Consider the following 22,093-nt stretch of genomic DNA (forward strand, 5'->3'; position numbering starts at 1 on the left):
TGCTACACCTCGATCTCCACAATTCTTCTTGCCCAAAACACGGAACCAGCTAAAACGGCCAAACAGACGGTTGTCAAAAGGGTACCTCCCAAAGATTCATATAAGACCTGAAAATATCCTGGGTTCATAAGACGCACATACAGCAGGATGAAAAACGGCATCACAGACATGATCTTCTGTTCCATTTTCTTTGCGGACACCATTGTGAGGATCTCCTCTTTCACCTGAATCTTTTGATTCATGTGCTCCACTGACTTTTTAATGATCTGAATCAAATTTCCTCCGTTTCTCTTGATCATCCACAATATCTGTGCAAATTGCTCTGCTTCATCCACCCTTAATTCCGATGCCATCCTTTCCATCAACACTTCTACTGGCTGGTTCATCTCCAAACCGGAACATAGAATTGAAAGCTGCTGCTCCAACGTACTTCTTTTTCCTCCGTTTACGGCTCTTAAGTCATCCCTTGCTGCTCTCATGGAGTTTTCCAGAGAGTACCCCGCACTCAGACTGTTATAAATCGAAAGCAGCATTTCCTTGAATTCCAGCCTGGACTGCCTTTTTTGTATCTTCTCTTGTTCCCTGAGCCGGTAAAGCATATAGGGATAGAAAAAAACAGGATAGGTGAACCCCAGCCAGATCCGGTCATAAAACAGATAAGCTGCCAGAAAGAACAAGATCATCCCCTGTACTGCCGCTATGACGGCTTTTCCCGTACCCAGACTTTTAAAAATACTCTTTATGCCCGGTTTCTCCGCCGTTGCTATTCGTATGCTCTGACAATAATCCCTCATACGCTTCATATTGACCATACTCCTTTAGTTTTTTGGTATTCTTCAGTGAATCTGCAGGCAGGAGCCCTTTCTTCTGATCATAGTAAAACAACTTTTTCATTTTTACCTGGCCATCTTCCATTCCTAGAATCTCATCAATCTCCAGCAGCTTTCTGCTGCCGTCCCTGACTCTTCCCAGATGGATGATAATATCAATGGCTGACGCAATCTGCCCCCTTATGGCAAAGACAGGCATATCAACTCCCATTAGCACCATCGTCTCCAGACGCTTGAGCATATCTTCAGGTCCATTGGCATGGCCTGTGGATATGGATCCATCATGTCCCGTATTCATTGCGTTTAACATAGAAAGGGCCTCCTCTCCCCGTACTTCACCTACAACAATCCTGTCCGGTCTGGACCTTAGGGCTGCCTTGATGAGCTGCTCTATGGTGATCTGGTTTTCTCCTGCTATATTGGCATTTTTCATTTCCAGGCGTACCAGGTTTTCTATCCCATTCAGCCTAAGTTCTGCAGAATCTTCAATGGTGATGATTCTTTCATCTGACGGGATACAGTTGGACAGCCCATTTAACAGGGTTGTCTTACCGCTGCCTGTTCCGCCTGAGATAAAAATGTTATATCTTGCCCTGACCAAGATCTCAAGAAACCGTTCTGTAAAAATTGAGAAGGCTCCCTTATCTCTCAGCCAATCCATGGTCATCGGTTCCCTGGCAAACTTTCTGATGGTCATAGTCGCTCCGTTTAAAGAGACCGGTGGCAGCATTACATTGACCCTGGAACCGTCGGGAAGCCTTGCGTCTACAATGGGATTGGACTCATTGACGATCCGGTTGGCCCCGGCAACAATCTGCTGAATCACCTGATACAGTTTTTCTTCTGATGAAAAGGACTTACTACACCTTTTAAGCTTCCCGTTCACCTCAATAAAAACATTTTGATATCCATTAATCATGATCTCTGTAATGGAATCGTCCTCCAGCAGATCCTGAAGGATATCCAGTCTGCGCAGCGCATTGTACACCTCCTTTAAAAGTTCATACTTGTCCTTTAATGACAGATAAGTCTCCCCTGACATCAGATATAGTTCTTCCTCGATCAGTTCCAAAAGCTGCCTGTCGCTGATATCGCAGATCAAGTCTGCCCGGCTCAGAACCCTTTCCTTTAACAATTCTCTGCATGGTATCTGGTTTTGTTCTCTGATAGAAAGACCTCCTTCCAGTGAAGCGTTGAAAGCACGGGATGCTGTTCTGAGACTTCTTTAAAACCCAGAAGCCTGGGATCCTCCATGTCCTCTTCCCAGACCGGAAGAAACAACTGATCACACAGTGAGAATAGTTCAAAGTCATAGATACAGGCTGTTCCGATATCCAGCACTGCTGAAATTCCTGCATCCGTCAGTCTCTGAAACAGCCACTGGTAGTCCTCCACAGAGACCTCCCGGTAATCTAGAAAACACCGTGCAGAGGCAAAGCCCTTGACTCCTTCCACGATGACAGCGGATTCAACGGCCAGATCCGCGATCCCATCCTTCCGGACCTTGACCGCAAACAAAAGATTCTCCATAGCTCCTTCCTCTAGGGTCCGTCCATAAGATTCCATTCCAAAATACATTGCCCTATTTTCCTTTGCAGTCTGCAGGGCAAAATCTGTCCGTTTCCGGTTCTCCGTGGGAGAATAGACCCCCGTGACCCCGGCAGAACTCTCCCTGCCCGGGCTAAAAATACTGTAAGCCTCTTTTACGATCTCTTTTGCGTTTCCATACCGGCAGGCCTGTGTTGTCTGGTCCTTTTTCAGATAATATACCAGTATATTTTCGCTGATACAGATTCCCTCCTCAAGGATAACTCCCTTTACGTCCTGATCTTTTATAAACTCTTTTAATGCGTCTGTTGTTGTAAATGCTGCTGCCGTCAGCGGATAATCCTTCTGGCGATTGATATACTCCATCAGGCGTTTTCCATAGACAGCGTCTTCGTCACAGATTCCTACTAACATATGGCTCATAGACAGTCCCTCCAGGCGGACAGCAGCAAATATCCGAGCATAACTGCCGCAGTAAAATGAATTCTGTTATTTTCCTTCTCAGGGGAATAAGATAAATAAGTATTGATCTTCTTCTGACTGATGCATTGTAGAATATAAGAATAGAAATAGAATAAGCGCGGGACCAGACTCCGGTCAGACAGCATCTTAAACAGAGCAAGAATTCCGCCGGTAAAAAAAGAAGCTGCCACAAGGTATAGGTTCAAACCTCCGAGAAAAAGTCCTGTGACAATAAAAAGCTTGATATCCCCTGCGCCGAAAGCTCCCACAGCAAATAGGGGATATAAAAAGATCAGCGGACACACACTCCCCAGCAAAACATCAGGGATACTTAATCCATGATATGGCAGGAGCAAAATGCCCAGGACCAGACCCGGCAGAATAAAATAATTAGGTACCCTAAACTGGACCAGATCCCATACTACTGCTGCCAGCAGATAAAATAATAAAACCATAGGCCTCCTTCCTATGGTCTTATTTTACAATCATTTACTATTTCTGTAAAGCAACTTTTTGTAAATAATTGTTTATTATATTTAGATAATTTTTACATTCTGTGAATCCTCCATCCCTCATCACTTTCATAAAGTGGGACCCGATGATCACTCCGTCTGCTCCGTGGCTGCAGACGTTCTTCACATCCTCCAGAGTCTTTATTCCAAACCCTACATATACAGGCAGATCTGTCTTTTGTTTTAGAAAGCTGACCGTTTTTATGTATCCTTCGGGCAGGCGCCTGAAGGAACCGGTCTTCCCTCTTCCGCTCATGACATATGCAAAGTTGGTATTTTCTTTCAGATGCTTCATGATCTCATTTTCATCCATCGCCTCATTATATATTTGCACAGGCTTCATTCCAGATGCTATAGTCAAGGCCTCATTCACGCATAAGACACCATCATACAGCGCTGTATCCAATTTAGACAGATGAAATCTGTTGATGCCCTCCCGGTAAGTCATTAATATGACCCGGAACTGATACCTGCTGCGGATCTTCTCCAGCAGATCCCCAAGCTGTCTCGGGTCAATGCCGGCTTCAAGCACCTTCCTGTGGCTCTGTCTGATGATGTCACCGTCCAAAAACGGATCCTCCGCCGGGATGCCAAGCTCCAGGATGGGCACCTTTTGTTCATCCATCAGATCCAATGTCTTAAAAAACGTATTCTCATCAGGGTACCCGGCTGTTATGTACAATACCAGATCCTTCATCTATATACCTCCTAAAAGCTTTAAGATCCCGCCTAAAATGGGGCCATAAAGACAGTAATCCGTCTCACTCAGGATTCTCATGATCGGGGCATAAGTTCCAATCATCGGAAGCAAGAAAGCCTGTCCTATGATCAAGATCATACCGTTTAAAAATGATCCTGCAAAAGCACCCCGGATCCCTCCTGTAGAATTTCCAAAAATAGCTGTGACAGCTCCGGTAAAAAAGGTAGGGATCAAGGCAGGGAAAACTACAACCGGATAGTTCATCACTCCCAGAATACCCATGCCCACAAAACCCGCGGCTAGGCTTACCAAAAAGCCAAAGATGACGGAGGTCGGATGATTCGGAAACAACAGCGGCACATCAAGCCCCGGCACTGCATTTGGAATGATCTTATCTGCAATGCCATGGAATGCCGGGATGATCTCAGATAAAAGCATCCTGACACCGGTGATGATCACTGTGATCCAGAGACCGAACTGGAGACCGTTCAGCAGAGAAAAGGTAATGATATCCCTTCCTTCACTGACATTCTGCATAACCCATCCTGGACCGCTGATCAGTGAGATCAGAAAGAACATGAACGTCATTACAACCGTCAGAGCGATGGTCATCTCCCTTAAAAAATTTAATCTCTTTGGTATCTTAATATCTTCCAGATCTTGTTCCTTATTGCCTACTAGACCGCCGATCTTTGCGGCCAGCCATACACCAGAAGAACTGGAATGTGCCAGGGTGAACCCTTCTCCTCCTTTGATATTTTTCATCAGCGGAGCCACATAAGCACAGGTGAATGTCATATAACTTCCCAGCAAAACGGCACCCAGCAGAACCAGTGGCAGAAAACTTAAATTAGTTCCAAACTTTAACGCTGCTGCGATCAAACCGGAGTAGAAAAATGACACGTGTGCAGAGAGATGGACATATTTAAACTTCGTAATCCTTGCCAGAAAAATATTCATCAGAAATCCAAGCGCAAAAATTAAAGCCATTTCACTGCCGATATCCCCAAGACTTTCCGCCTGGGCAGCACCCAGATCCTGCACCTTAACCTGAAGATGAAAAACCTTAATGAGCATTGGCTGCAAAGGCAACAGTGCCACACCGAGAGTTTGTCCTCCTGTGTTGATCAGCAGAAACCCGATCATGGTCTTTACTGTACTTGCAATGATCTTGGACAGCTCTGTCTTCTGTACCAACATCCCAAGAAAAACTACCATTCCTATGACAAACACCGCCTGGTTAAAGACGTTGTTGATCAAGTACATTAATATATTCATATTGTATCCTTTCTTTTATATCGTCCTATAGCTCTTTTAAGGTCCTTAAAAGCTGTTCCTTTAAATATCCCTTGTCCATCATGTTGTCAATCCTGATGATTTTTGCTCTGGACTCATGTAAAAGATCTGCGAAGTCAGATGTGGTGATCACAATATCGAATGCGTCTGGATTGACGGACCCGATATCCGCCGCCTCAACACTGGCTTCAATCCCCTCCTCTGACAGGCTCTGCTGCGCATACAGGCGCAGCATCATACTGCTTCCGACTCCTGCTCCACATACTGTTACTATATTTAACATATGGCTTCCCCTTTCTTTACTACCTCCATGACCTCCTCCGGCGATTCTGCTTTTAAGATCATGTTGATTTTCTCCTTATCATTTAATATTTCCACCAGTTCTGAAAGTGCTGTCAAATGTGTCTGGTGATCCACGGCACAAAGGCCGATGACGATTTTTACCGGATCATTGACCTTATGCCCAAATACCACCGGTTCTTTTAATGTCATAAGACTGATACCGATTTTCTTTGCCCCGCATTCAGGCCTTGCATGAGGCATGGCGATGCCCGGCGCTATGACGATATAAGTGCCGTTCTCCTTTACATTCTGGAGCATGGCCTCCACATAGCTTTCATCTGCAAGTCCCTGCCTGCACAGAAGTCTCCCGCTCTCTCTCACCGCTTCATCTCTGGTCTGAATCTCTGCATTCGTCTTGATCAAGTCTTTATTTAATACTTCTATTAACATTGGATCTCTGTCCTTTCCTGTCTTTATTGTCTCCGCAGCTTCCTGTTCAAAATACTGTCTGAGTTCTTCCTTTAATCCCCCCTCATCCAAAATGGATCCATGGCGTTTCATGATCTCCAAGATTTCATCTATACTGAACTTTGTATCAATGGAGCTGAGTACATCACTCAGCCGTTCTATATCATGTTTGTCCAGAACAGGACTGACCTTAATGACTCTCACTCCGTCCCGAATCAGTTCCACCGTGGAAATGATCAGATCCACTTTTTGTTTCTGTAAAATCTCATCCACTTTTCTAGCGGGGAACGCACCCAGAATCGAGATCTGAAATCTGCTTTTCAGCTGGGATAAAAGCATCTGGGATGTGCTCGTCCCAGTGCTGCATACCACCATGGCCAAGGGAAGTCTTTTCTTTCTCTTTTTCTGTCTCTCCAGCGCTGCCGCGAAACAGATCGTCAGAAAGGAAACCTCCTCTTCCGGAAAACTAACGCCAAGATCTTTCTCCGCCAGAGAAATACGGTTCATCATCCGTTCATGGATCAAGCTGAAATTCTCCATCACATATTCATACATTGGATTGTCAATCGGCATACCTCCAAGGATCCTATAATACGCCGGCCGCAAATGGGCCAGCAGGCCGTAGAACAGCTGCTGATCCGACATAAACTCAGCATTCAGTTCTTCTTCCATAGCCTTGATTAATTTTCTGACCACGATCTGAAGGGGCAGCCACTGGTCCACGATCTTTCCGAAGTTCTTTTCATCCTGCAGGCTGCTGGCGATAAAGAGCGAAGCGAGATACGCTTTTTCATTTTCAGGAAACAAAATCCTAAAATCCATTTCAATCTCGCTGCTCTTATCCGAGACGGCCCGATACTCATTTGATTCTTCTAGGCCAGGATACAGAAATGTCATTTCTATTTCATTTCCATTTCTGATCCTGTAAATAGAAAATCCGAGACACAGGACAATGCGGCTGTAGGCTTCATCTGAAAGCCTTATATGAAGTTCTTCCTCCAGATCAGATACGGTCCGGATGATCTTTACGGATTCATCTATCTCCTCACTCCCCCTTAATACCTTTAGCTCATCTGCCGGGTTCTTAACTCCCTTTTCTTCTGTAAGACACGCTGTCCATGCGGCCCTGACTGAACGCTCCCTGCCCTCAATACAGATTCCCTTATACGGATAAGTCATTAATTTCAAGTCATGTACATCCATCCAGCTCTTTACTTTTCTCAGATCATTGACAATCGTATTTCTGGAATATTTAAAATGGTTCGATATTTCGTCAATTGTAACATAGCCAGTACACTCCAAAAGGTATCGGATAATATGAAAACTCCGTTCCCTAGGAGAAAAATTACTGTCCTGTCCGCTCCATATGATCTTCTGAAGTTTCCTTTTCGCATGGCTGTCCATCCGGAGCATAACCCCTCTATTCTTTTCTCTGGCCAGAGACATAAAACCGTTTTTACAAAGATAATCGTCGATTTGGTTCAAATCATTGTAAGCGGTCCTCATACTGATAGAAAACCTTTGCGAAATCTCTTTTACTGTCACATATTGATCATCATTTTGAATTAAGAATAAGAAAATAGCTTTTAATCGATTATTCACTGTTTCTCCCTCCTTAAAACCATTATATGATTGTACGCATATCCGTGCAAAACCAAATATTTTCAAGATGTCCTGCAATACTCTGAACGCCAAAAAACTGCACAAGTCCGTGCAGTTTTTTAATGATATCTATGAAATTTTCATCTACTCCCAGACAATAGGAAATCTTCCAGAGCCAACGAAAGACAATGTAGAAAAACTCACACAATACAGCCCAATACATACAATACTACAATCCCTGGCAGTCCCAAAAGTGCCCCAGTTCCGATGGATGCTATATTTAAGTCCACAGGCGCGTGGATTCCGTTTTTCTGACAATAGACATGGATGACAAATACGAGAGCCGCGCAGAACCCTCCTCTTGCCAGCAAGACCAGGAGGTAGGACGGCCTCTTTAATATCCCGTAAAGCACACAGAGGCCGCAGCCTCCCACCATTATGTACAAAAGCATCTGATTCTGATCCATAAAAAATCCCTCCTTATGTCTAATGTATGTAGACATAAAGAGGGTTAATCCAACTTTTTTAAATTAGCTGAAAATTCCTTTAATGGTATCCACAACTCCTGAGAACCAGTTTTTCACCTTCTCAAAAAAGCCGCTGTCGTTCAGTTTATTGTAGATGTCCTTTGCCTGTTCCTTTAACTGATCCACATTTAAGTTCAGGTCGGAGATCTTATCCATCAGTTCCTGGATCTTCTGGCGGTCAGCGTCAGACAGATTGATCTCTAAATCCTTTGCTGACTCATCGATCGCCTTACCGATTTCCTGAGGTGTCTTTAGATTGTCTTCTGCTACCTTCTGCTTCACATCGGCGATGAGCTTTTCCGCATCATCTTTTCCTATGCTCTCGGCCACTTCACCTGTAGTGATCAACTCATCCGTGGCCGCATCCTTGCTCTTTTCAGGAATTTTCTTTCCTGTCATAGCCTCATAGGACTTCATGACTCCCACAAGCGCGGCAGTCCCGGAGATCTTAAAAGGACCGGCAACCTTCACATCCGCATCCTTGATCCCTGCAGTCACAAGAGCGTTCTTGTACATTCCCTCAGTACAGTATGTAATGTTCTCTGTCTGCACATTGACCCCGCTTCCGCTGTCAGTCTTCTTGACAGTGACAGATGATAACGCCCTGCTCCCGATAACCTTGCTGGATAAATAGTCTCCCAGATATTCATGTTCCTCTTTATTTGTAACCTTGATCATCGTATAGCCGCCCGTATCGCTTACTCCCAGCAGCTCCAGTACTGTCTGTTTTTCTTTTGAACTTAAATCAGCGCCCAATGCCAAGTACTGTTCGCCGTCCACACTGTCTGCCTTGACGAACTTTGACGGCACAAATGAAAATGCCATGACTGCCGCCATGACTGCGGCTGCCGCTCTGAATAAACTTTTTCTTTTTCTCATCTCATTTTCCTCCGTAAATTATTCTTACCCGTTTAGTTTAACACAACATTTCTGCACAAATAGCAAGAAAAAACTTATTTTTTTCTTACACTTCTGTCTCAGATGTTAAAGCAGGCATTGAAAAACAGACAGGGAAGCCGATAAAAAATATCATTCTGTTCACAGTTTGTTCATATTCTTGTCAAATTCCCCTCACATTTTCCGCTTATACTAAAACCATAGTAACCAAACTTATTTGATTGCTAGGCTTTTAAAATTTTTTCATAACCAGCCGGGAGCTTAACTGTTCCCGGCTTCCTCTCCGTTTAGACGGATTTTTTTCGTTTCCTCAGGCAGATAGATGCAAATATCAACCATCCCAAAGCCGTCAGAATGATACCTTCCTTAAAACCTTCCGGACAGTATTCCAGTTTGATCTCATGCTTCCCTTCAGATACATCCACACAGAGAAATGCTTTTCCAAGAGAGTTTACCTCTGTCTCCTTACCGTCCACGAGGACCTTCCAGCCCTTATCATAAGGAATTGAGAAAAACACCAATCCATCTTCATTCATACTCACAGTGCCCTTCAGTGTGCTGCTGTCAGCCTCCTCCAACTGGAACGCCTGCTCCTGCATTTTTCCATACAAATCTTTCATGGCATCCTCATCCAGAGACGCAAGGGTTACCCTGACCACCCCGGACATAAGGTCATCTTGTTTTAGTCTCATACTGACCGTGATATGATCTCCCTTTTTCAGATCCCCCAGATAGATACACTGTGCATTCAGACGTCCGCTCACATATACCTCGTTATTCCGGTAAATTACCGTATCCTCCACCTGGCTTCCGTCAAAATGAAAATACAGCTTGCCGTCCTCCGTCACCGGAATCTCAAATGTCATGTTATCGGCAAGACTGGCCGTGTTTTCAAAAACATATTCCCCATCATTGCTCTGGGTGATCTTGCAGGCGTTTGTCTTCGGCTTTTCTGTCTTGATCATGTGAAAGATATCATTTCCTCCAAACGCATCGCCGGACAGTCTGTTCTGTACCAAAAATGGATTTACATCATCATACTTCCATTTGTAGGCGGACTTTTTCATTCCATATCCCACAGCTGTATTGTAAGGATTTCCATACACATTGATGTCTCCGATCCTATCCAGATATTGAAAATCTGTGGTGTTTGTATCGGAGGTTCTCAGAAGGTTATACCGTACCCCCAGCAGGTTATTAGTAAACGGAGTTGCCCCTTCATACAGATACTCATTGACACCGGTGTAAAATCCCAGATCATCCATCATGTCCACCACATCCCCAAGGGCTGTGGAACCGAACATCGTCACTCCGTCCAGGGTATGCCAGATGCTCTCATCCAGCATCCTTCCCTTGATCAGTTCCATTCTCTGATCCGGTCCTGTCTTATATTTATTCTTCACCTTCTGAATATTCTTTGTATCGCCGAAGTATTCACTTACCCGTACCTGGCCGTTTTCTGAAAAACCATACACTGCCATTCCTGCCGCTTCTATCACAAGCAGTAAAGAACATATCAGCACCATACCCCGTCTGGACAGCGTTTTCCTGTCATACAGCGCAAACACAACAAGATAAAGAAAGATCGCTGCTGTCGTGAATGCCAGCACCTTACGGTCAAATGCCTTTGTGTTAAGCAGGCTGGCAATGCCCACCGACATACAAAGGATACCGCAGGAAATACACAGTTTCCAGGCCTGCTGCCGTCCTTCTCTCTTTATGACCAGCAGCCCGTCGTAAGCCATGATCAGCAGTAAAAAAATGTACAGATATGCAAACCGGTTAGGGATTCCGTATTGATTGTGGAATCCATGCCAGATATAACCGAGCAACGGCATATTAAAACTGAAAAACAGAAACAGCATCAACAGCGCCCGCTTGATCTTTGTCTTCCATGAGATCCTGGAAGCCATAAAGTAAAACAAAACAAAAACAAGGGTCAAAATCCCACAGTAAAGGTTGATCTCCCCGTCATTCACAGAGTTAGTGATGGGAGCGGTCCCTAAAAAGTGTCTGCAGTAAAGATCTGCAAAGTTTCCGTACCACAGATCCTTCGGGAAATCCCACTTGGCAGAGGAGGTCTTCATGATCCCCAGATAAGCCGGGAGCAGGACCGCGCCCGCCATCATAGCCGACAAAAGAGAATATCCGGCAAATTTCAACCCGTTGACAAAGAACGCCTTCACCTTCTTATGGTCATACAGCAGATACCATAATACAAGAAACAAGCAGGTCATAAATGACATGTAAAAATTACAGAGCAGCGAAAAAAACAGCGCCCCGCAGTAGAGTCTGCCGTCCCTCTTTTTTATGAGCCGGTCCATCCCTGCAAGGATCAGCGGGAGCATCATCATGACTTCCAGCCACATGATATTCCAGCTGTACCCCACAATATAGCTGCTCAGTGCGTAGCAAAGCCCGAATGCCACAATGCTGATATCCTGTCTTTTTTTATCCCTGGATCTGAAATAATAGGCCGCAGTCAGCCCACAAAGGGCAATCTTAATAATGTAGAGATGACTGAGGACCATGTTCAGCATCTCTTTCGGAAACAGTACGATCACAAGATTCAAGGGACTGGACAGATAGTATGCCCACAGCCCTAAAAAGTTGTAGCCCAGGCCTCCGTGGAAGGAATAAAAAAGGTTGTCCAGTGACTTAAGCTTGTCATGATAATCTGCAAAAAACGGAAGGTACTGATGCAGGGCATCCACGATCAGAAAGGAGTTGTCTCCAAACGGCTGTACTCCCATCACAACTGCAATGCCTTCTAATATAAAGAATGGGGCAAGGAATGCCCAAATTAAATATTTGTTCTGCTGGTAAAAATTATTTCTTTTTGGCATCTTCTCTCTTCCACCTCCTAATGCGCCGATTGACTTCCATAATCATATCATATCGCTTTTTCATCATGGATATGACACTGCCGTGGGTGAGTTCCGTTACATTTCCACCATGTCTGCGGTATAGCAGAAGAATATCATCTATAAATACAGATCTGCCCAGCTGTTCCGACAGCAGGCCGATCCACTGATCATGGATCCAGATAGAGTCCGGCACCGGAAGCAGACGGCTCAGCAGATCTCTTCGGAAAGCCATACAGCATCCAATATACGAATTCTTTTTTATGTTCTTCCAAAATCCAGGTTCGCTGTCTCTCCACTGAAAGGTTGTCTCATTTAAACTTTTCAGTTCTTCATCGGAAATCAAAGCATTGTGCACCACCACAGTAACTGACGGGTCCTCAAAACAAGCTGTGACTTTCCGGACTTTCTCGGGAAGCCACACATCATCCTGGTCAGCCAAAAAGACCACATCTCCTGTACAGTGAATCAATCCGTTCTGAAAATTCTTTACAACGCCCTGGCCCGGCCCTTTGATGACCTGGACTCTTTTATCATTTTCGGCAAGATCCCTCAACAGCTTTTCTGAACCATCCTGGTCAGAATCCACAGAGATGATCACCTCATCTTCGGCTCCGAGCTGCTCCAGAATAGAATCCGCCTGTTCCTTTATATACTCTTTTCCATTATAGTAAGCAATGACAACTGAATTCTTCATAGTTCTTTCCTTTCTATATATTTTGTTATTATATCATACCCTTAATAAAACATGAAATATTTCCCTGTCCCTTTCATCGTATTCACTTTAGCACATTAAAGCAGTAATTTACTATTGTTTTCTGAAAATATTTCTTGTATAATGTTATCGACAAAAGTCCAAGCATAGCAAAATACTAATGTATTGTTTAAGGAGGATACACAATGTCATATGTTGATGAAGTAATTGAGAAAGTGGTTGCCCAGAATCCTGCAGAACCAGAGTTCCATCAGGCAGTCAAAGAAGTACTGGAATCTCTTCGCACAGTCGTAGAAGCCAATGAAGAAAAGTTTAAAAAAGAAGCCTTATTAGAGCGTCTGGTAAATCCGGAACGCCAATTTAAATTCCGTGTACCTTGGGTAGATGACAAAGGGCAGGTTCAGGTGAACACAGGTTACCGTGTTCAGTTCAACAGTGCCATCGGGCCTTACAAAGGCGGATTAAGACTCCATCCGTCTGTAAACCTTGGTATCATCAAGTTTTTAGGATTTGAACAGATCTTTAAGAATTCCCTTACAGGTCTGCCGATCGGAGGAGGAAAAGGCGGATCTGACTTTGATCCAAAAGGAAAATCTGACAGAGAAGTCATGGCATTCTGCCAGAGCTTCATGACAGAGCTTTGTAAATACATCGGAGCAGACACAGACGTACCTGCAGGAGATATCGGTACAGGGGCCAGAGAGATCGGTTATATGTTTGGACAATACAAGAGAATCCGCGGCGTATACGAAGGTGTGCTCACAGGAAAAGGATTATCTTACGGAGGGTCCCTGGCCCGGACAGAAGCTACCGGATACGGTCTCCTCTACCTTACAGACGAAATGCTAAAGTGCAACGGTAAATCTCTGAAAGATGCCACTGTTTGTATTTCCGGTTCCGGAAATGTAGCAATCTACGCTACCCAGAAAGCACAGCAGTTAGGTGCCAAAGTGGTAACTGTCTCTGACTCCACAGGATGGATTTATGACAAAGACGGTATCGATGTAGCTTTATTAAAGGACGTAAAAGAAGTAAAACGCGCACGCCTCACAGAATATGCCAAGGCACGCCCTAGCGCTGAGTATCATGAAGGAAAAGGCGTATGGACTGTCCCTTGTGATGTTGCTCTCCCATGCGCTACCCAGAACGAATTAGATATTGAAGATGCCAAGACATTAGTTGCAAACGGATGCTATGCTGTAGCGGAAGGTGCCAACATGCCTACTACATTGGAGGCAACAGAATACCTTCAGGCTAACAACATCTTATTTGCTCCTGGTAAAGCGGCCAACGCCGGCGGTGTTGCCACATCTGCACTGGAAATGTCCCAGAACAGCGAGCGTTTAAGCTGGTCCTTCGAGGAAGTAGACGGAAAATTACAGAACATCATGGTCAATATCTTCCACAACTTAGATGACGCTGCAAAACGCTACGGTCTGGAAGGTAACTATGTGGCTGGCGCAAACATTGCAGGATTTGAAAAAGTTGTTGACGCTATGACAGCTCAGGGGATTGTATGACATTTTCCACATGATTTCCGTTCAGCTCTTAGAATGCTTCACTCCAATCATGTAGAAAATGGACGTAATGTCTGCTGGGGATGGCTGTTGCAAGACAAAAGGCGCCACCTACGATAGTTTTTTCTTCATTGTCGGAAGGAGGCCTTTCCAGAGCCGACTGGAGACAATGGAGAAAAACTATTTTAATTAACAGAAGTGCTGGGAAAACTTACTCCCGGCACTTTTCTTGTTCCATAGGAAAGCTCTGCGAACCTCCCTATGGAATAAAAAAGCCCTATGGGCAGTATGCACACAAATTATTTCTCTCAGCTTATCCGTATCGCCATTCTCTATTTCTTTTTTACTTCTGGCTATTGCCTGAATTTCGTGAGGAAGGGGTTGATCCTCCGGTATAAATTTAATGAGATCCTTTAATACTTCTTTACTCATATATAACATTCCTCCTATATTTAAATTCCTTATATTTACTGTTTGCGAAAGTACACAGCCATCCACCACAAATTCGTTGTAAAACAAAAAAACATGCTGTGAAATCACAGCATGTTTTTTGTTTTACATTCTATATGAGATAACAGAATTAAAGAACTTTGCTCAAAAATTCTTTTGTCCTGTCTTCTCTTGGATGATCAAAGATCTGTTCCGGAGTTCCTTCTTCCAGAATGACCCCTCCGTCCATAAACAGAACCCTGTCAGCCACTTCCCTTGCAAAGCCCATCTCATGGGTGACAACGGCCATGGTCATACCTTCCTTTGCAAGCTGTTTCATAACCTCAAGAACTTCTCCGACCATTTCCGGGTCTAAAGCTGAGGTAGGTTCATCGAACAACATGACATCCGGTGACAGAGCAAGAGATCTTGCAATGGCCACACGCTGTTTCTGCCCCCCGGACAGCTGCACCGGATAACTTCCTGCCTTATCCCCTACACCAACACGGTTCAAAAGCTCCATCGCTTTCTTCTTGGCCTCATCCGGTGTCATCATCTTATGCCTGATGGGCGCTAACGTCACATTGTCCAGGATAGACAGATGAGGAAACAGGTTGAAATGCTGGAATACCATCCCCACTTTTCTGCGGAGCTCGTCCACGTCACAACCTTTTTCCATTATGTTGATCCCGTCAATATTAATGTCCCCTTTTGTCGGTGTCTCCAGAAGATTTAGACAGCGTAAAAATGTACTCTTCCCTGATCCTGATGCGCCGATGATACAGACACATTCACCCTTTTCGATATGACAGTTAATGCCTTTTAAGACTTCCAGGGAGCCGAAATATTTGTGAAGTTCTTTAACGTTTATCACTCTGTCTCAGCCTCCTCTCTACAGCATTGAGAACTAAGGTCAGTACCTTAACGATCAAGTAATAAATGACCGCCGTCCCTATCAACGGAGTCAGCGCTTCATATGTTCTGGAGATAACAAAGTCTGCTGCCTTGCTCAAATCAACGATAGATACATATCCCAGAATCGCTGTCTCTTTGATCAATACGATAAATTCATTTCCCAATGCGGGAAGAATATTTTTGATTGCCTGCGGTAAGATAATGTCTTTCATGGTTTGTCCATATGACAATCCGAGAGAACGTCCGCCCTCCATCTGGCCCTGATCCACTGCCAGGATTCCGGCGCGAATAATCTCTGAGACATAGGCGGCACTGTTTAAACCAAAAGTCACAGTTCCCACGATCAGTCCATCCACACCTTTTAAGATTACAAAGAACATGATCATCAGCTGAGTGACAGTCGGTGTTCCCCTTATGATGTCAATGTACACGTATGCAATTTTAGATAAAACCGTACTTTTTCCTTTTTTCTCCGCAGTCAGCCGCATCAAAGCCAATACCGTTCCCAGGGCAACACCAAGGAGGATGGCAAGTACAGAGACAAGAATCGTCATCTTTAAACCATCAAGGTACATCAGGTAACGTTTCCCGGAGATAAATGCCTTATAAAATGAATCCAAACTCATAATTTATCTTACCTTTCCATCCTGTTACTTATCGATATATTTCGCCTTCAGTTTGTCTAATGTACCGTCTTCTTTCATGGCTTTTAATTGTTTATTGATCTCTTTTACCAATTTCTCGTTTCCTTTTGGAAGAGCAATGCAGTAGTATTCTTCTGCTGCTTTATCTCTGACAATCTTTAAGCCCTTGTTGTTCTTTACAAACTCCATGGCAGGTTTTTCATCGATGACAACTGCGTCAACTCCGCCGTTTTTTAGATCCATAACAGCATTCACACCCTTTGGAAAACGCCTCACGTCTACGCCTTTGACAACCGGTTTCTGTTTCTCCCCAAAGTTTTCTCCCGTTGCAAGCTTATCTCCTGTTGTTCCTTCCTGAACACCGACTTTCTTTCCTTTAAGATCTGTCATCTTTTTAAGCTTACTGTCTTTTTTTACAATCATAACCTGGCTGCTTGTATAATAGCTGTCAGAGAAGTCGACTGCTTCCGTACGCTCCGGATCTTTTGTCATTCCGGCTGCAACCGCATTAATTGTCTTAGATTCCAGAGAGCCAATCAGAGATTTGAATTCCATATTCTTGATCTCTATCTTGACATCCATGCGTTTTGCAATTTCTTTCATCATCGCAATATCAAAACCATCAATCTTTTTGTTATCATCAACATACTCAAACGGAGGGAATTCCGCATTGGTTCCCACAATGATTTTTTCAGGTATCGTTGCTTCTTCTTTCTTGCTGCATCCTGCAAACAACATGGTTGCTGCTAACACACCGGCTAATGCTACGGTTATAAATTTTTTCATGTTCTTCTCCTTCTTCTTTTTATTTCATGATTATGGGTTTAGAATAACGGTACAACCGCTCCTTTGTATTCCTTCTCCATATACTTCTTCACGGCATCGCTCTTTAATGCTTTGATCAGCGCCTTAATAGAGTCCTTGTCCTCGTTGCCTTTCTTTACTGCAACCACATTGCCATAGGTCTTTGCTCCGCCTACAGACTTTTCGTCTTCCACAGCCAGAGCATCTTTATTGACCGTCATGCCGGCCTGCAGAGCATAGTTTCCGTTGATGACAGCGTAATCCACATCCTTCAGAGAACGCGGCAGCTGTGCTGCTTCCAGTTCTTTGATCTCAATGTTCTTCGGATTCTTCACAATGTCCTTCTTTGTTGCTGTCAGGGTAGCCCCGTCTTTCAGCTTGATCAAGCCCTGGGCTTCCAAAAGCAGAAGTGCTCTCGCTTCATTTGTGGTGTCGTTGGGAACTGCGACTACAGCGCCTTTTTTTACATCCTTCAGTGATTTTGCTTTTCCAGGGAAGATACCAAATGGCTCATAGTGGATCATTCCAGCTGAAGTCAGGTCCAGCTTGTGTTCCTTTGCAAAATTCTTCAGGTACGTGATGTGCTGGAAATAATTCGCGTCAAGATCCCCTGAACCCAATGCGTTATTCGGCTGTACATAGTCTGAATATTCTTTGATCTCCAGAGTATAGCCGTCTTTCTCCAGTTCCTTTGCCGCAACCTTTAAGATGTCTGCGTGTGGTGATGGGCTTGCACCGACTACGATTGTCTTGTCCTCTTTTTTAGAGCTGCCGCATCCTGCAAGCACTCCAAAACAGACAACAGCAGACAGTGCCACTGCTATTAACTTTTTCATCGCTACTCTCCTTACCTTTTCATAATATATAGCTTCTGTAATTGTACCCTTTAATAGGCAGATTGTAAAGACTCACGGAACATTTCAAAGGCCGATGGAATGGCGTATTCCTCTTCTAATTCTTTCTTTTCTACCCACATAAGGCCGTCTGAGGCCACAGGCTCATCCAGAGATACCAAAACCCCTGTCATCTGCCATTCAATATGGCTAAAAATATGTTTCCCCTCGTGGGTGAATTCATAGGCACAGTCCTTCATACCCCAGCTGTCCAGCTGTTCTTCCACCAGCTCCTGGCTGCACTTTCCAAGTACATTTGGAAATTCCCAAAGTCCTGCTAAAAGTCCATTTTCATCTCTTTTATGGAGCGCCACCATACCGTCTGATTCAATAACAAAAACAGTTCTTTTCTCAATTTTTCGTTTCTTTTTTGGTTTCTTCACTGGCAGCTGCCCGATTAAGTCCTTTTTATAGGCAGTACATACTGTGTCCCACGGACAGTCACAGCATTTTGGCTCCCCGTTGGGCACACATACGATAGCCCCCAGTTCGATCAGGGCCTGGTTAAAGTCACCTGCCCTTTCATCCGGCATCATCTCCATGACCCTGGCTGCCATGTCCTTTTTTGTCTTTTCTTTTAATATATCAGAATCATCACCGAGAAGTCTCGCCATCACACGGAGCACATTCCCGTCCACTGCAGGGACGGGGATATCGTACGCAATGGAAGCGATTGCGCCTGCTGTGTATATGCCGATGCCTTTTAACTCAAGCAGCTGTTCATAGTCGGCTGGTAGTTCCCCGTTATATTTCTCCATGATCGTCTGGGCCGCAGCTTTCAGGTTTCTGGCCCGGTTATAATATCCAAGCCCCTCCCAAAGTTTCATAAGCTTCTGTTCTTCCACCTGGGCCAAATCTTTGATCTTTGGAAGTTCCTCCATGAAACGGTCAAAATAAGGCTTCACCGCTTCTACCCTGGTCTGCTGGAGCATGATCTCAGAAACCCATATGCGGTAGGGATTCTTATCAGCTCTCCATGGCAGGATCCTTGCATTATGGTCATACCAGAAAAGCAAGGCTTTCCCGATCTCCTTTGTCAATTCCATTTTCAGTATCCCTTCTATAATAAGATGTTAAGATCATATATCTCCGACGGTTTATTATATCAGGGAAACCGACATTTTTCTACTGTGAGATTCTTGAAAATAAAATCCTTTTATACTCCATGTCCTATAGCTACACAAAATACGTAAACTGTCTCGGCCCCCTTCTCCATCATTACTTTGGTACAACATTCTGCCGTGGCACCGGTAGTATAGATGTCATCAACCAATAGAATTCTTTTCCCTCTTACCTCCTCGGAAGCCCAAAAGCTGTGCTCCATAGCTGCTTGACGTTCTTTCGGTGTCAGGGCCTTTAAAGGTTTTGTATACTTTATACGTGTCAATACATGCTCACTGACAGGAATGTTTAAGATGTCTCCAATCCCCTCCGCAAACAGCGTTGCCTGATTAAACCCTCTCTGTCTTCTTTTTCTCTTATGCACGGGAACGGGGACGATCAGATCTATGTTCAGTTCTCGCAGAAGATTGGCTTTTTGTCTTCTGATCTCTTCCACATAAAACTGTGTGAACTCCCTCTGATTCTCATATTTTACTGCAGCCAGAGAATCCCTTACTTCATTGTTATAGAGACACAGAGCCATTCCCCTGTAAAAAGTCTTTGGATGTTTTCTGCAGTCACTGCAAAACTCCGTTTCCTCCCTCTCCAGAGGTTTCCCACAGGAAAAACAGGAAGGCTCCCGGACAAATTCCACTTTTTTATAACAATCCGGGCATATAAGGGTTTGGGGATTTTTTAAGATATGGCGGCAGATCGGACAGCGCCTTGGAAATAGATAGGATAAAAATAAAGAAAACATTGTGATCCTTTCCGAAAGCAAAGGATTCCTTATTTTTACATTATACTATTAGGACACTTTTCAATCAATGTATCGCAGCACAGAAAATCAGCCGGAGAAGGTATCAATTTCTCCGGCTTTTGAGGATTTATACATGATAGTGTATCTTAGTTCATTTCTTTTTTGGCTTTCACAAGCGCTTCTAACATTTCTTCAATCTTGCCTTTGCGGCTAGGAGCATTTAAGATTCCGCTGGTGCCGCCGCTTCCGTGAGCTCCACCCACAACAACTCTGTAAACGTCATCTCCGGTGCTGACTCCGGCAGCCTGGATGATCTTAATATCAGGATTCACAGACTTCACAGCTTCATTTGTAGCTTCAATGTAAGCATCATCGCTTGTGCTTCCTGTACCGATCAGGCTGGTCGGCTCACAGATCATAACATCAGGTCCAAGCTCTGCAATCGCTCTTGTCTGCTCCACAGAGTCAGAGCATACAATCGTGAGCATATCCAGTTCATTTGCCCGTTTCATTGTCTTATCCAAATCACTGATCGGAAGCGGATGCTCTGCATGATTTAAGATCACCGCATCTACTCCGGCAGCCTTCAAAGCGTCTGGAAGGATGAATCCCATTCCTCTTCCAGGAACAAGTCCGTCCATGTGCTGTGTGGTAACAATCAGGTTTTTGGTCTCCTGTGCGATCTGTTTTAAATCCACATGCTGGCCGGTGAAAATAATATCAATATCATATTCCTCTGCCAGCTGGTCACAGACCTTTGCAAGCTCTAAGGATTCCTCTCCAAAAATATATGCTTTTGGATTGACGATTAAAAATGGTACTCTAAGTTCTCTCTTCATGTTAAAACATCCCTTCCTATTCGCCCATTACAATGATCTTGCATTTTCTTGTGCGGGCACGTGTGCGGTCAAAGTCTACAAAGTAAACATATCCTGTGGATCCTACGCCTAATTTTCCGTCTTCTACGTCAAATACCTGGCTGGAGCCGAGCATAGTAGCCTTCAGGTGGGCATCACAGTTCCAGAGGGCTTTTCTGTCCCCGTCCGGCAGATATTCTGCCGCGTTCGGCCATGCCTCTACTGCCTCGTAGTGTTTTTCCCCTGGATAAATATAGAGATCCTTAGAATCCTGATTTGGGATGATCTTTTCCAGCACATTGTTTAAATCTTCCTGAAGGAATTCATCTCCTGCTTCGTTGTAGTCATGGACGAATTCTTCAAAGAAAACTGAACAAGTTGTATGCGGTGAAATAACAGTACATGTTCCGCTTTTGATTCCACTGTTTTTAATCGCCTCTTTTACCTGAGGGGTAATATCAAGGTATGTAGGCGTCTTACCATGAGATTCCAGGCTGATTTGTTCTTTATATACAGTCATGATTGATTGCTCCTCCTTTAATTGTTTGGAAATTAAGCTTCTTTTGTTTCAAATACGGAATAGTAGTGTTCCAGGCATTTCTGCATTCCCTGTTTTGACAATGCTTTTACATCCAGATAAGTTTCCGGTTTATTATTGTCAATCTCCTCTTTTGCCGCAACCAGAAGGTCGGAGAAGATATTAATTTTCGTGATTCCATTTATTGCGCAGCGGTTTAAGTTTTCATCTCCTGAAGAGGATCCTCCATGAAGTACAAGCGGAGTATCGACAGCCGCAGCGATTTCTTTTAATCTTTCAAAATTGATTTCAGGTATTCCCTTATACATTCCATGAGCTGTACCGATAGAAATTGCAAGAGAGTCTACTCCTGTCTCTTCCGCAAATTTCTTAGCTTCTTCTACTGTTGTATACTGAGAGTCAGATGTTTCATGATTCTCATAATTTTCCCCGGCTCCTACATGGCCGATTTCTGCTTCGACTACCACTCCTTTTGGATGTGCATAATCAATGATTTCTTTTGTCTTTCTTACGTTTTCTTCAAAAGTATCCTGAGAAGCGTCAATCATAACGGAAGAAAATCCAAGATCAATTGCTTTTTTAATAACTTCCGGTGTTGTCCCATGATCTAAATGAAGAACAACCGGTACTTTTGCTTCCTCAGCATATTTCTTTCCTACTAAAGCCGCATCTTCCAATGTGATGTTTTCTCCGATATGAGCCTCTGCCAATGCAAGGATTAATGGGAGATTATGTCTTTCTGCTGTTTCAACATGCCAGCGGAGAGACTCCAGGTCTATGAAGTTTGGTGCAGGGATCGCAAATTTTCCTTCCTGCGCTTTTTTAAACAGTTCTTTTGAAGTTACCAGCATCTTCTCTTTCCTCCTTAAATTAAGTGTGCAGGCAAGCCGGCACCGTTTTACCGGCCTGCCTTACACATCTACAGTCTGTTC

23 protein-coding genes are annotated in these 22,093 nt (G+C 44.1%); 1 reads left to right on the plus strand and 22 read right to left on the minus strand.

What is annotated here, in order from left to right; translation table 11 throughout:
* Nucleotides 1-2: 2 nt before the first annotated feature.
* The 12 genes from AR1Y2_RS16595 to AR1Y2_RS16650 form a co-directional block, all read right to left on the minus strand.
* Entirely contained in the window at nucleotides 3-803 is an 801-nt protein-coding gene (locus tag AR1Y2_RS16595) for a type II secretion system F family protein (RefSeq protein ID WP_137329964.1), read from the minus strand.
* Complete coding sequence (locus AR1Y2_RS16600; RefSeq protein WP_243118788.1) at nucleotides 727-1,965, minus strand: CpaF family protein; 1,239 nt, start codon at nucleotides 1,963-1,965, stop codon at nucleotides 727-729. The genes AR1Y2_RS16595 and AR1Y2_RS16600 overlap by 77 nt, the downstream gene beginning before the upstream one ends.
* Complete coding sequence (locus AR1Y2_RS16605; protein WP_137329966.1) at nucleotides 1,959-2,801, minus strand: hypothetical protein; 843 nt, start codon at nucleotides 2,799-2,801, stop codon at nucleotides 1,959-1,961. The genes AR1Y2_RS16600 and AR1Y2_RS16605 overlap by 7 nt, the downstream gene beginning before the upstream one ends.
* Nucleotides 2,798-3,295 (minus strand): A24 family peptidase, encoded by a 498-nt coding sequence (locus AR1Y2_RS16610; RefSeq protein ID WP_137329967.1) that lies wholly within the window; start codon nucleotides 3,293-3,295, stop codon nucleotides 2,798-2,800. Before AR1Y2_RS16610 ends, AR1Y2_RS16605 begins: the two co-directional genes overlap by 4 nt.
* 37 nt (nucleotides 3,296-3,332) lie before the next feature.
* A complete protein-coding gene (trpA, locus tag AR1Y2_RS16615) occupies nucleotides 3,333-4,049 on the minus strand; it encodes a tryptophan synthase subunit alpha (RefSeq protein ID WP_137329968.1) in 717 nt (238 codons plus the stop codon).
* Nucleotides 4,050-5,330: a PTS ascorbate transporter subunit IIC gene (locus tag AR1Y2_RS16620; protein WP_137329969.1), complete on the minus strand. Its 1,281-nt coding sequence runs from the start codon at nucleotides 5,328-5,330 to the stop codon at nucleotides 4,050-4,052.
* A 25-nt stretch (nucleotides 5,331-5,355) separates the two neighbouring features.
* On the minus strand, nucleotides 5,356-5,631 hold the full coding sequence (locus AR1Y2_RS16625; RefSeq protein ID WP_137329970.1) for a PTS sugar transporter subunit IIB: 276 nt from the start codon (nucleotides 5,629-5,631) through the stop codon (nucleotides 5,356-5,358).
* Entirely contained in the window at nucleotides 5,625-7,700 is a 2,076-nt protein-coding gene (locus tag AR1Y2_RS16630; protein WP_243118789.1) for a BglG family transcription antiterminator, read from the minus strand. The genes AR1Y2_RS16625 and AR1Y2_RS16630 overlap by 7 nt, the downstream gene beginning before the upstream one ends.
* 200 nt (nucleotides 7,701-7,900) lie before the next feature.
* Nucleotides 7,901-8,167, minus strand: a complete 267-nt coding sequence (locus AR1Y2_RS16635) for a pro-sigmaK processing inhibitor BofA family protein (RefSeq protein WP_137329972.1) — start codon at nucleotides 8,165-8,167, stop codon at nucleotides 7,901-7,903.
* A gap of 63 nt (nucleotides 8,168-8,230) precedes the next feature.
* Nucleotides 8,231-9,106, minus strand: a complete 876-nt coding sequence (locus AR1Y2_RS16640) for a DUF1002 domain-containing protein (RefSeq protein WP_137329973.1) — start codon at nucleotides 9,104-9,106, stop codon at nucleotides 8,231-8,233.
* A gap of 305 nt (nucleotides 9,107-9,411) precedes the next feature.
* On the minus strand, nucleotides 9,412-11,970 hold the full coding sequence (locus tag AR1Y2_RS16645) for a YfhO family protein (protein ID WP_137329974.1): 2,559 nt from the start codon (nucleotides 11,968-11,970) through the stop codon (nucleotides 9,412-9,414).
* Entirely contained in the window at nucleotides 11,954-12,685 is a 732-nt protein-coding gene (locus AR1Y2_RS16650; RefSeq protein ID WP_137329975.1) for a glycosyltransferase, read from the minus strand. Before AR1Y2_RS16650 ends, AR1Y2_RS16645 begins: the two co-directional genes overlap by 17 nt.
* Nucleotides 12,686-12,888: 203 nt before the next feature.
* Here AR1Y2_RS16650 and gdhA point away from each other — a divergent pair, with 203 nt between their 5' ends.
* A complete protein-coding gene (gene gdhA, locus AR1Y2_RS16655) occupies nucleotides 12,889-14,223 on the plus strand; it encodes an NADP-specific glutamate dehydrogenase (RefSeq protein ID WP_137329976.1) in 1,335 nt (444 codons plus the stop codon).
* A gap of 186 nt (nucleotides 14,224-14,409) precedes the next feature.
* Here gdhA and AR1Y2_RS16660 read toward each other — a convergent pair whose 3' ends face one another.
* The 10 genes from AR1Y2_RS16660 to AR1Y2_RS16705 all read right to left on the minus strand — a co-directional run bounded on the left by AR1Y2_RS16660 (nucleotide 14,410) and on the right by AR1Y2_RS16705 (nucleotide 22,012).
* Nucleotides 14,410-14,652 carry a hypothetical protein gene (locus tag AR1Y2_RS16660; protein ID WP_137329977.1) on the minus strand — a complete coding sequence of 81 codons (243 nt, stop codon included), beginning with the start codon at nucleotides 14,650-14,652 and terminating at the stop codon, nucleotides 14,410-14,412.
* 148 nt (nucleotides 14,653-14,800) lie between these two features.
* Entirely contained in the window at nucleotides 14,801-15,523 is a 723-nt protein-coding gene (locus AR1Y2_RS16665) for an amino acid ABC transporter ATP-binding protein (RefSeq protein WP_137329978.1), read from the minus strand.
* The gene (locus AR1Y2_RS16670) at nucleotides 15,510-16,190 is read right to left on the minus strand and encodes an amino acid ABC transporter permease (RefSeq protein ID WP_006568355.1); all 681 of its coding nucleotides are present in this window, start codon (nucleotides 16,188-16,190) and stop codon (nucleotides 15,510-15,512) included. Before AR1Y2_RS16670 ends, AR1Y2_RS16665 begins: the two co-directional genes overlap by 14 nt.
* Before the next feature lie 24 nt (nucleotides 16,191-16,214).
* The gene (locus tag AR1Y2_RS16675; RefSeq protein ID WP_137329979.1) at nucleotides 16,215-16,994 is read right to left on the minus strand and encodes a basic amino acid ABC transporter substrate-binding protein; all 780 of its coding nucleotides are present in this window, start codon (nucleotides 16,992-16,994) and stop codon (nucleotides 16,215-16,217) included.
* Between the two features lie 38 nt (nucleotides 16,995-17,032).
* Nucleotides 17,033-17,848, minus strand: coding sequence for a MetQ/NlpA family ABC transporter substrate-binding protein (locus AR1Y2_RS16680; protein WP_137329980.1), 816 nt, complete (start codon nucleotides 17,846-17,848; stop codon nucleotides 17,033-17,035).
* Between the two features lie 50 nt (nucleotides 17,849-17,898).
* Nucleotides 17,899-18,951, minus strand: coding sequence for an A/G-specific adenine glycosylase (gene mutY, locus AR1Y2_RS16685; protein WP_137329981.1), 1,053 nt, complete (start codon nucleotides 18,949-18,951; stop codon nucleotides 17,899-17,901).
* 110 nt (nucleotides 18,952-19,061) lie between these two features.
* Nucleotides 19,062-19,766 (minus strand): ComF family protein, encoded by a 705-nt coding sequence (locus tag AR1Y2_RS16690; protein WP_137329982.1) that lies wholly within the window; start codon nucleotides 19,764-19,766, stop codon nucleotides 19,062-19,064.
* Between the two features lie 146 nt (nucleotides 19,767-19,912).
* A complete protein-coding gene (locus AR1Y2_RS16695; RefSeq protein ID WP_137329983.1) occupies nucleotides 19,913-20,605 on the minus strand; it encodes a triose-phosphate isomerase in 693 nt (230 codons plus the stop codon).
* A 16-nt stretch (nucleotides 20,606-20,621) separates the two neighbouring features.
* On the minus strand, nucleotides 20,622-21,143 hold the full coding sequence (locus AR1Y2_RS16700) for a YjbQ family protein (RefSeq protein ID WP_137329984.1): 522 nt from the start codon (nucleotides 21,141-21,143) through the stop codon (nucleotides 20,622-20,624).
* A 32-nt stretch (nucleotides 21,144-21,175) separates the two neighbouring features.
* Nucleotides 21,176-22,012: a class II fructose-bisphosphate aldolase gene (locus tag AR1Y2_RS16705; RefSeq protein ID WP_137329985.1), complete on the minus strand. Its 837-nt coding sequence runs from the start codon at nucleotides 22,010-22,012 to the stop codon at nucleotides 21,176-21,178.
* Between the last annotated feature and the right edge of the window lie 81 nt (nucleotides 22,013-22,093).

Source organism: Anaerostipes rhamnosivorans (assembly GCF_005280655.1).
Classification (GTDB): domain Bacteria; phylum Bacillota; class Clostridia; order Lachnospirales; family Lachnospiraceae; genus Anaerostipes; species Anaerostipes rhamnosivorans.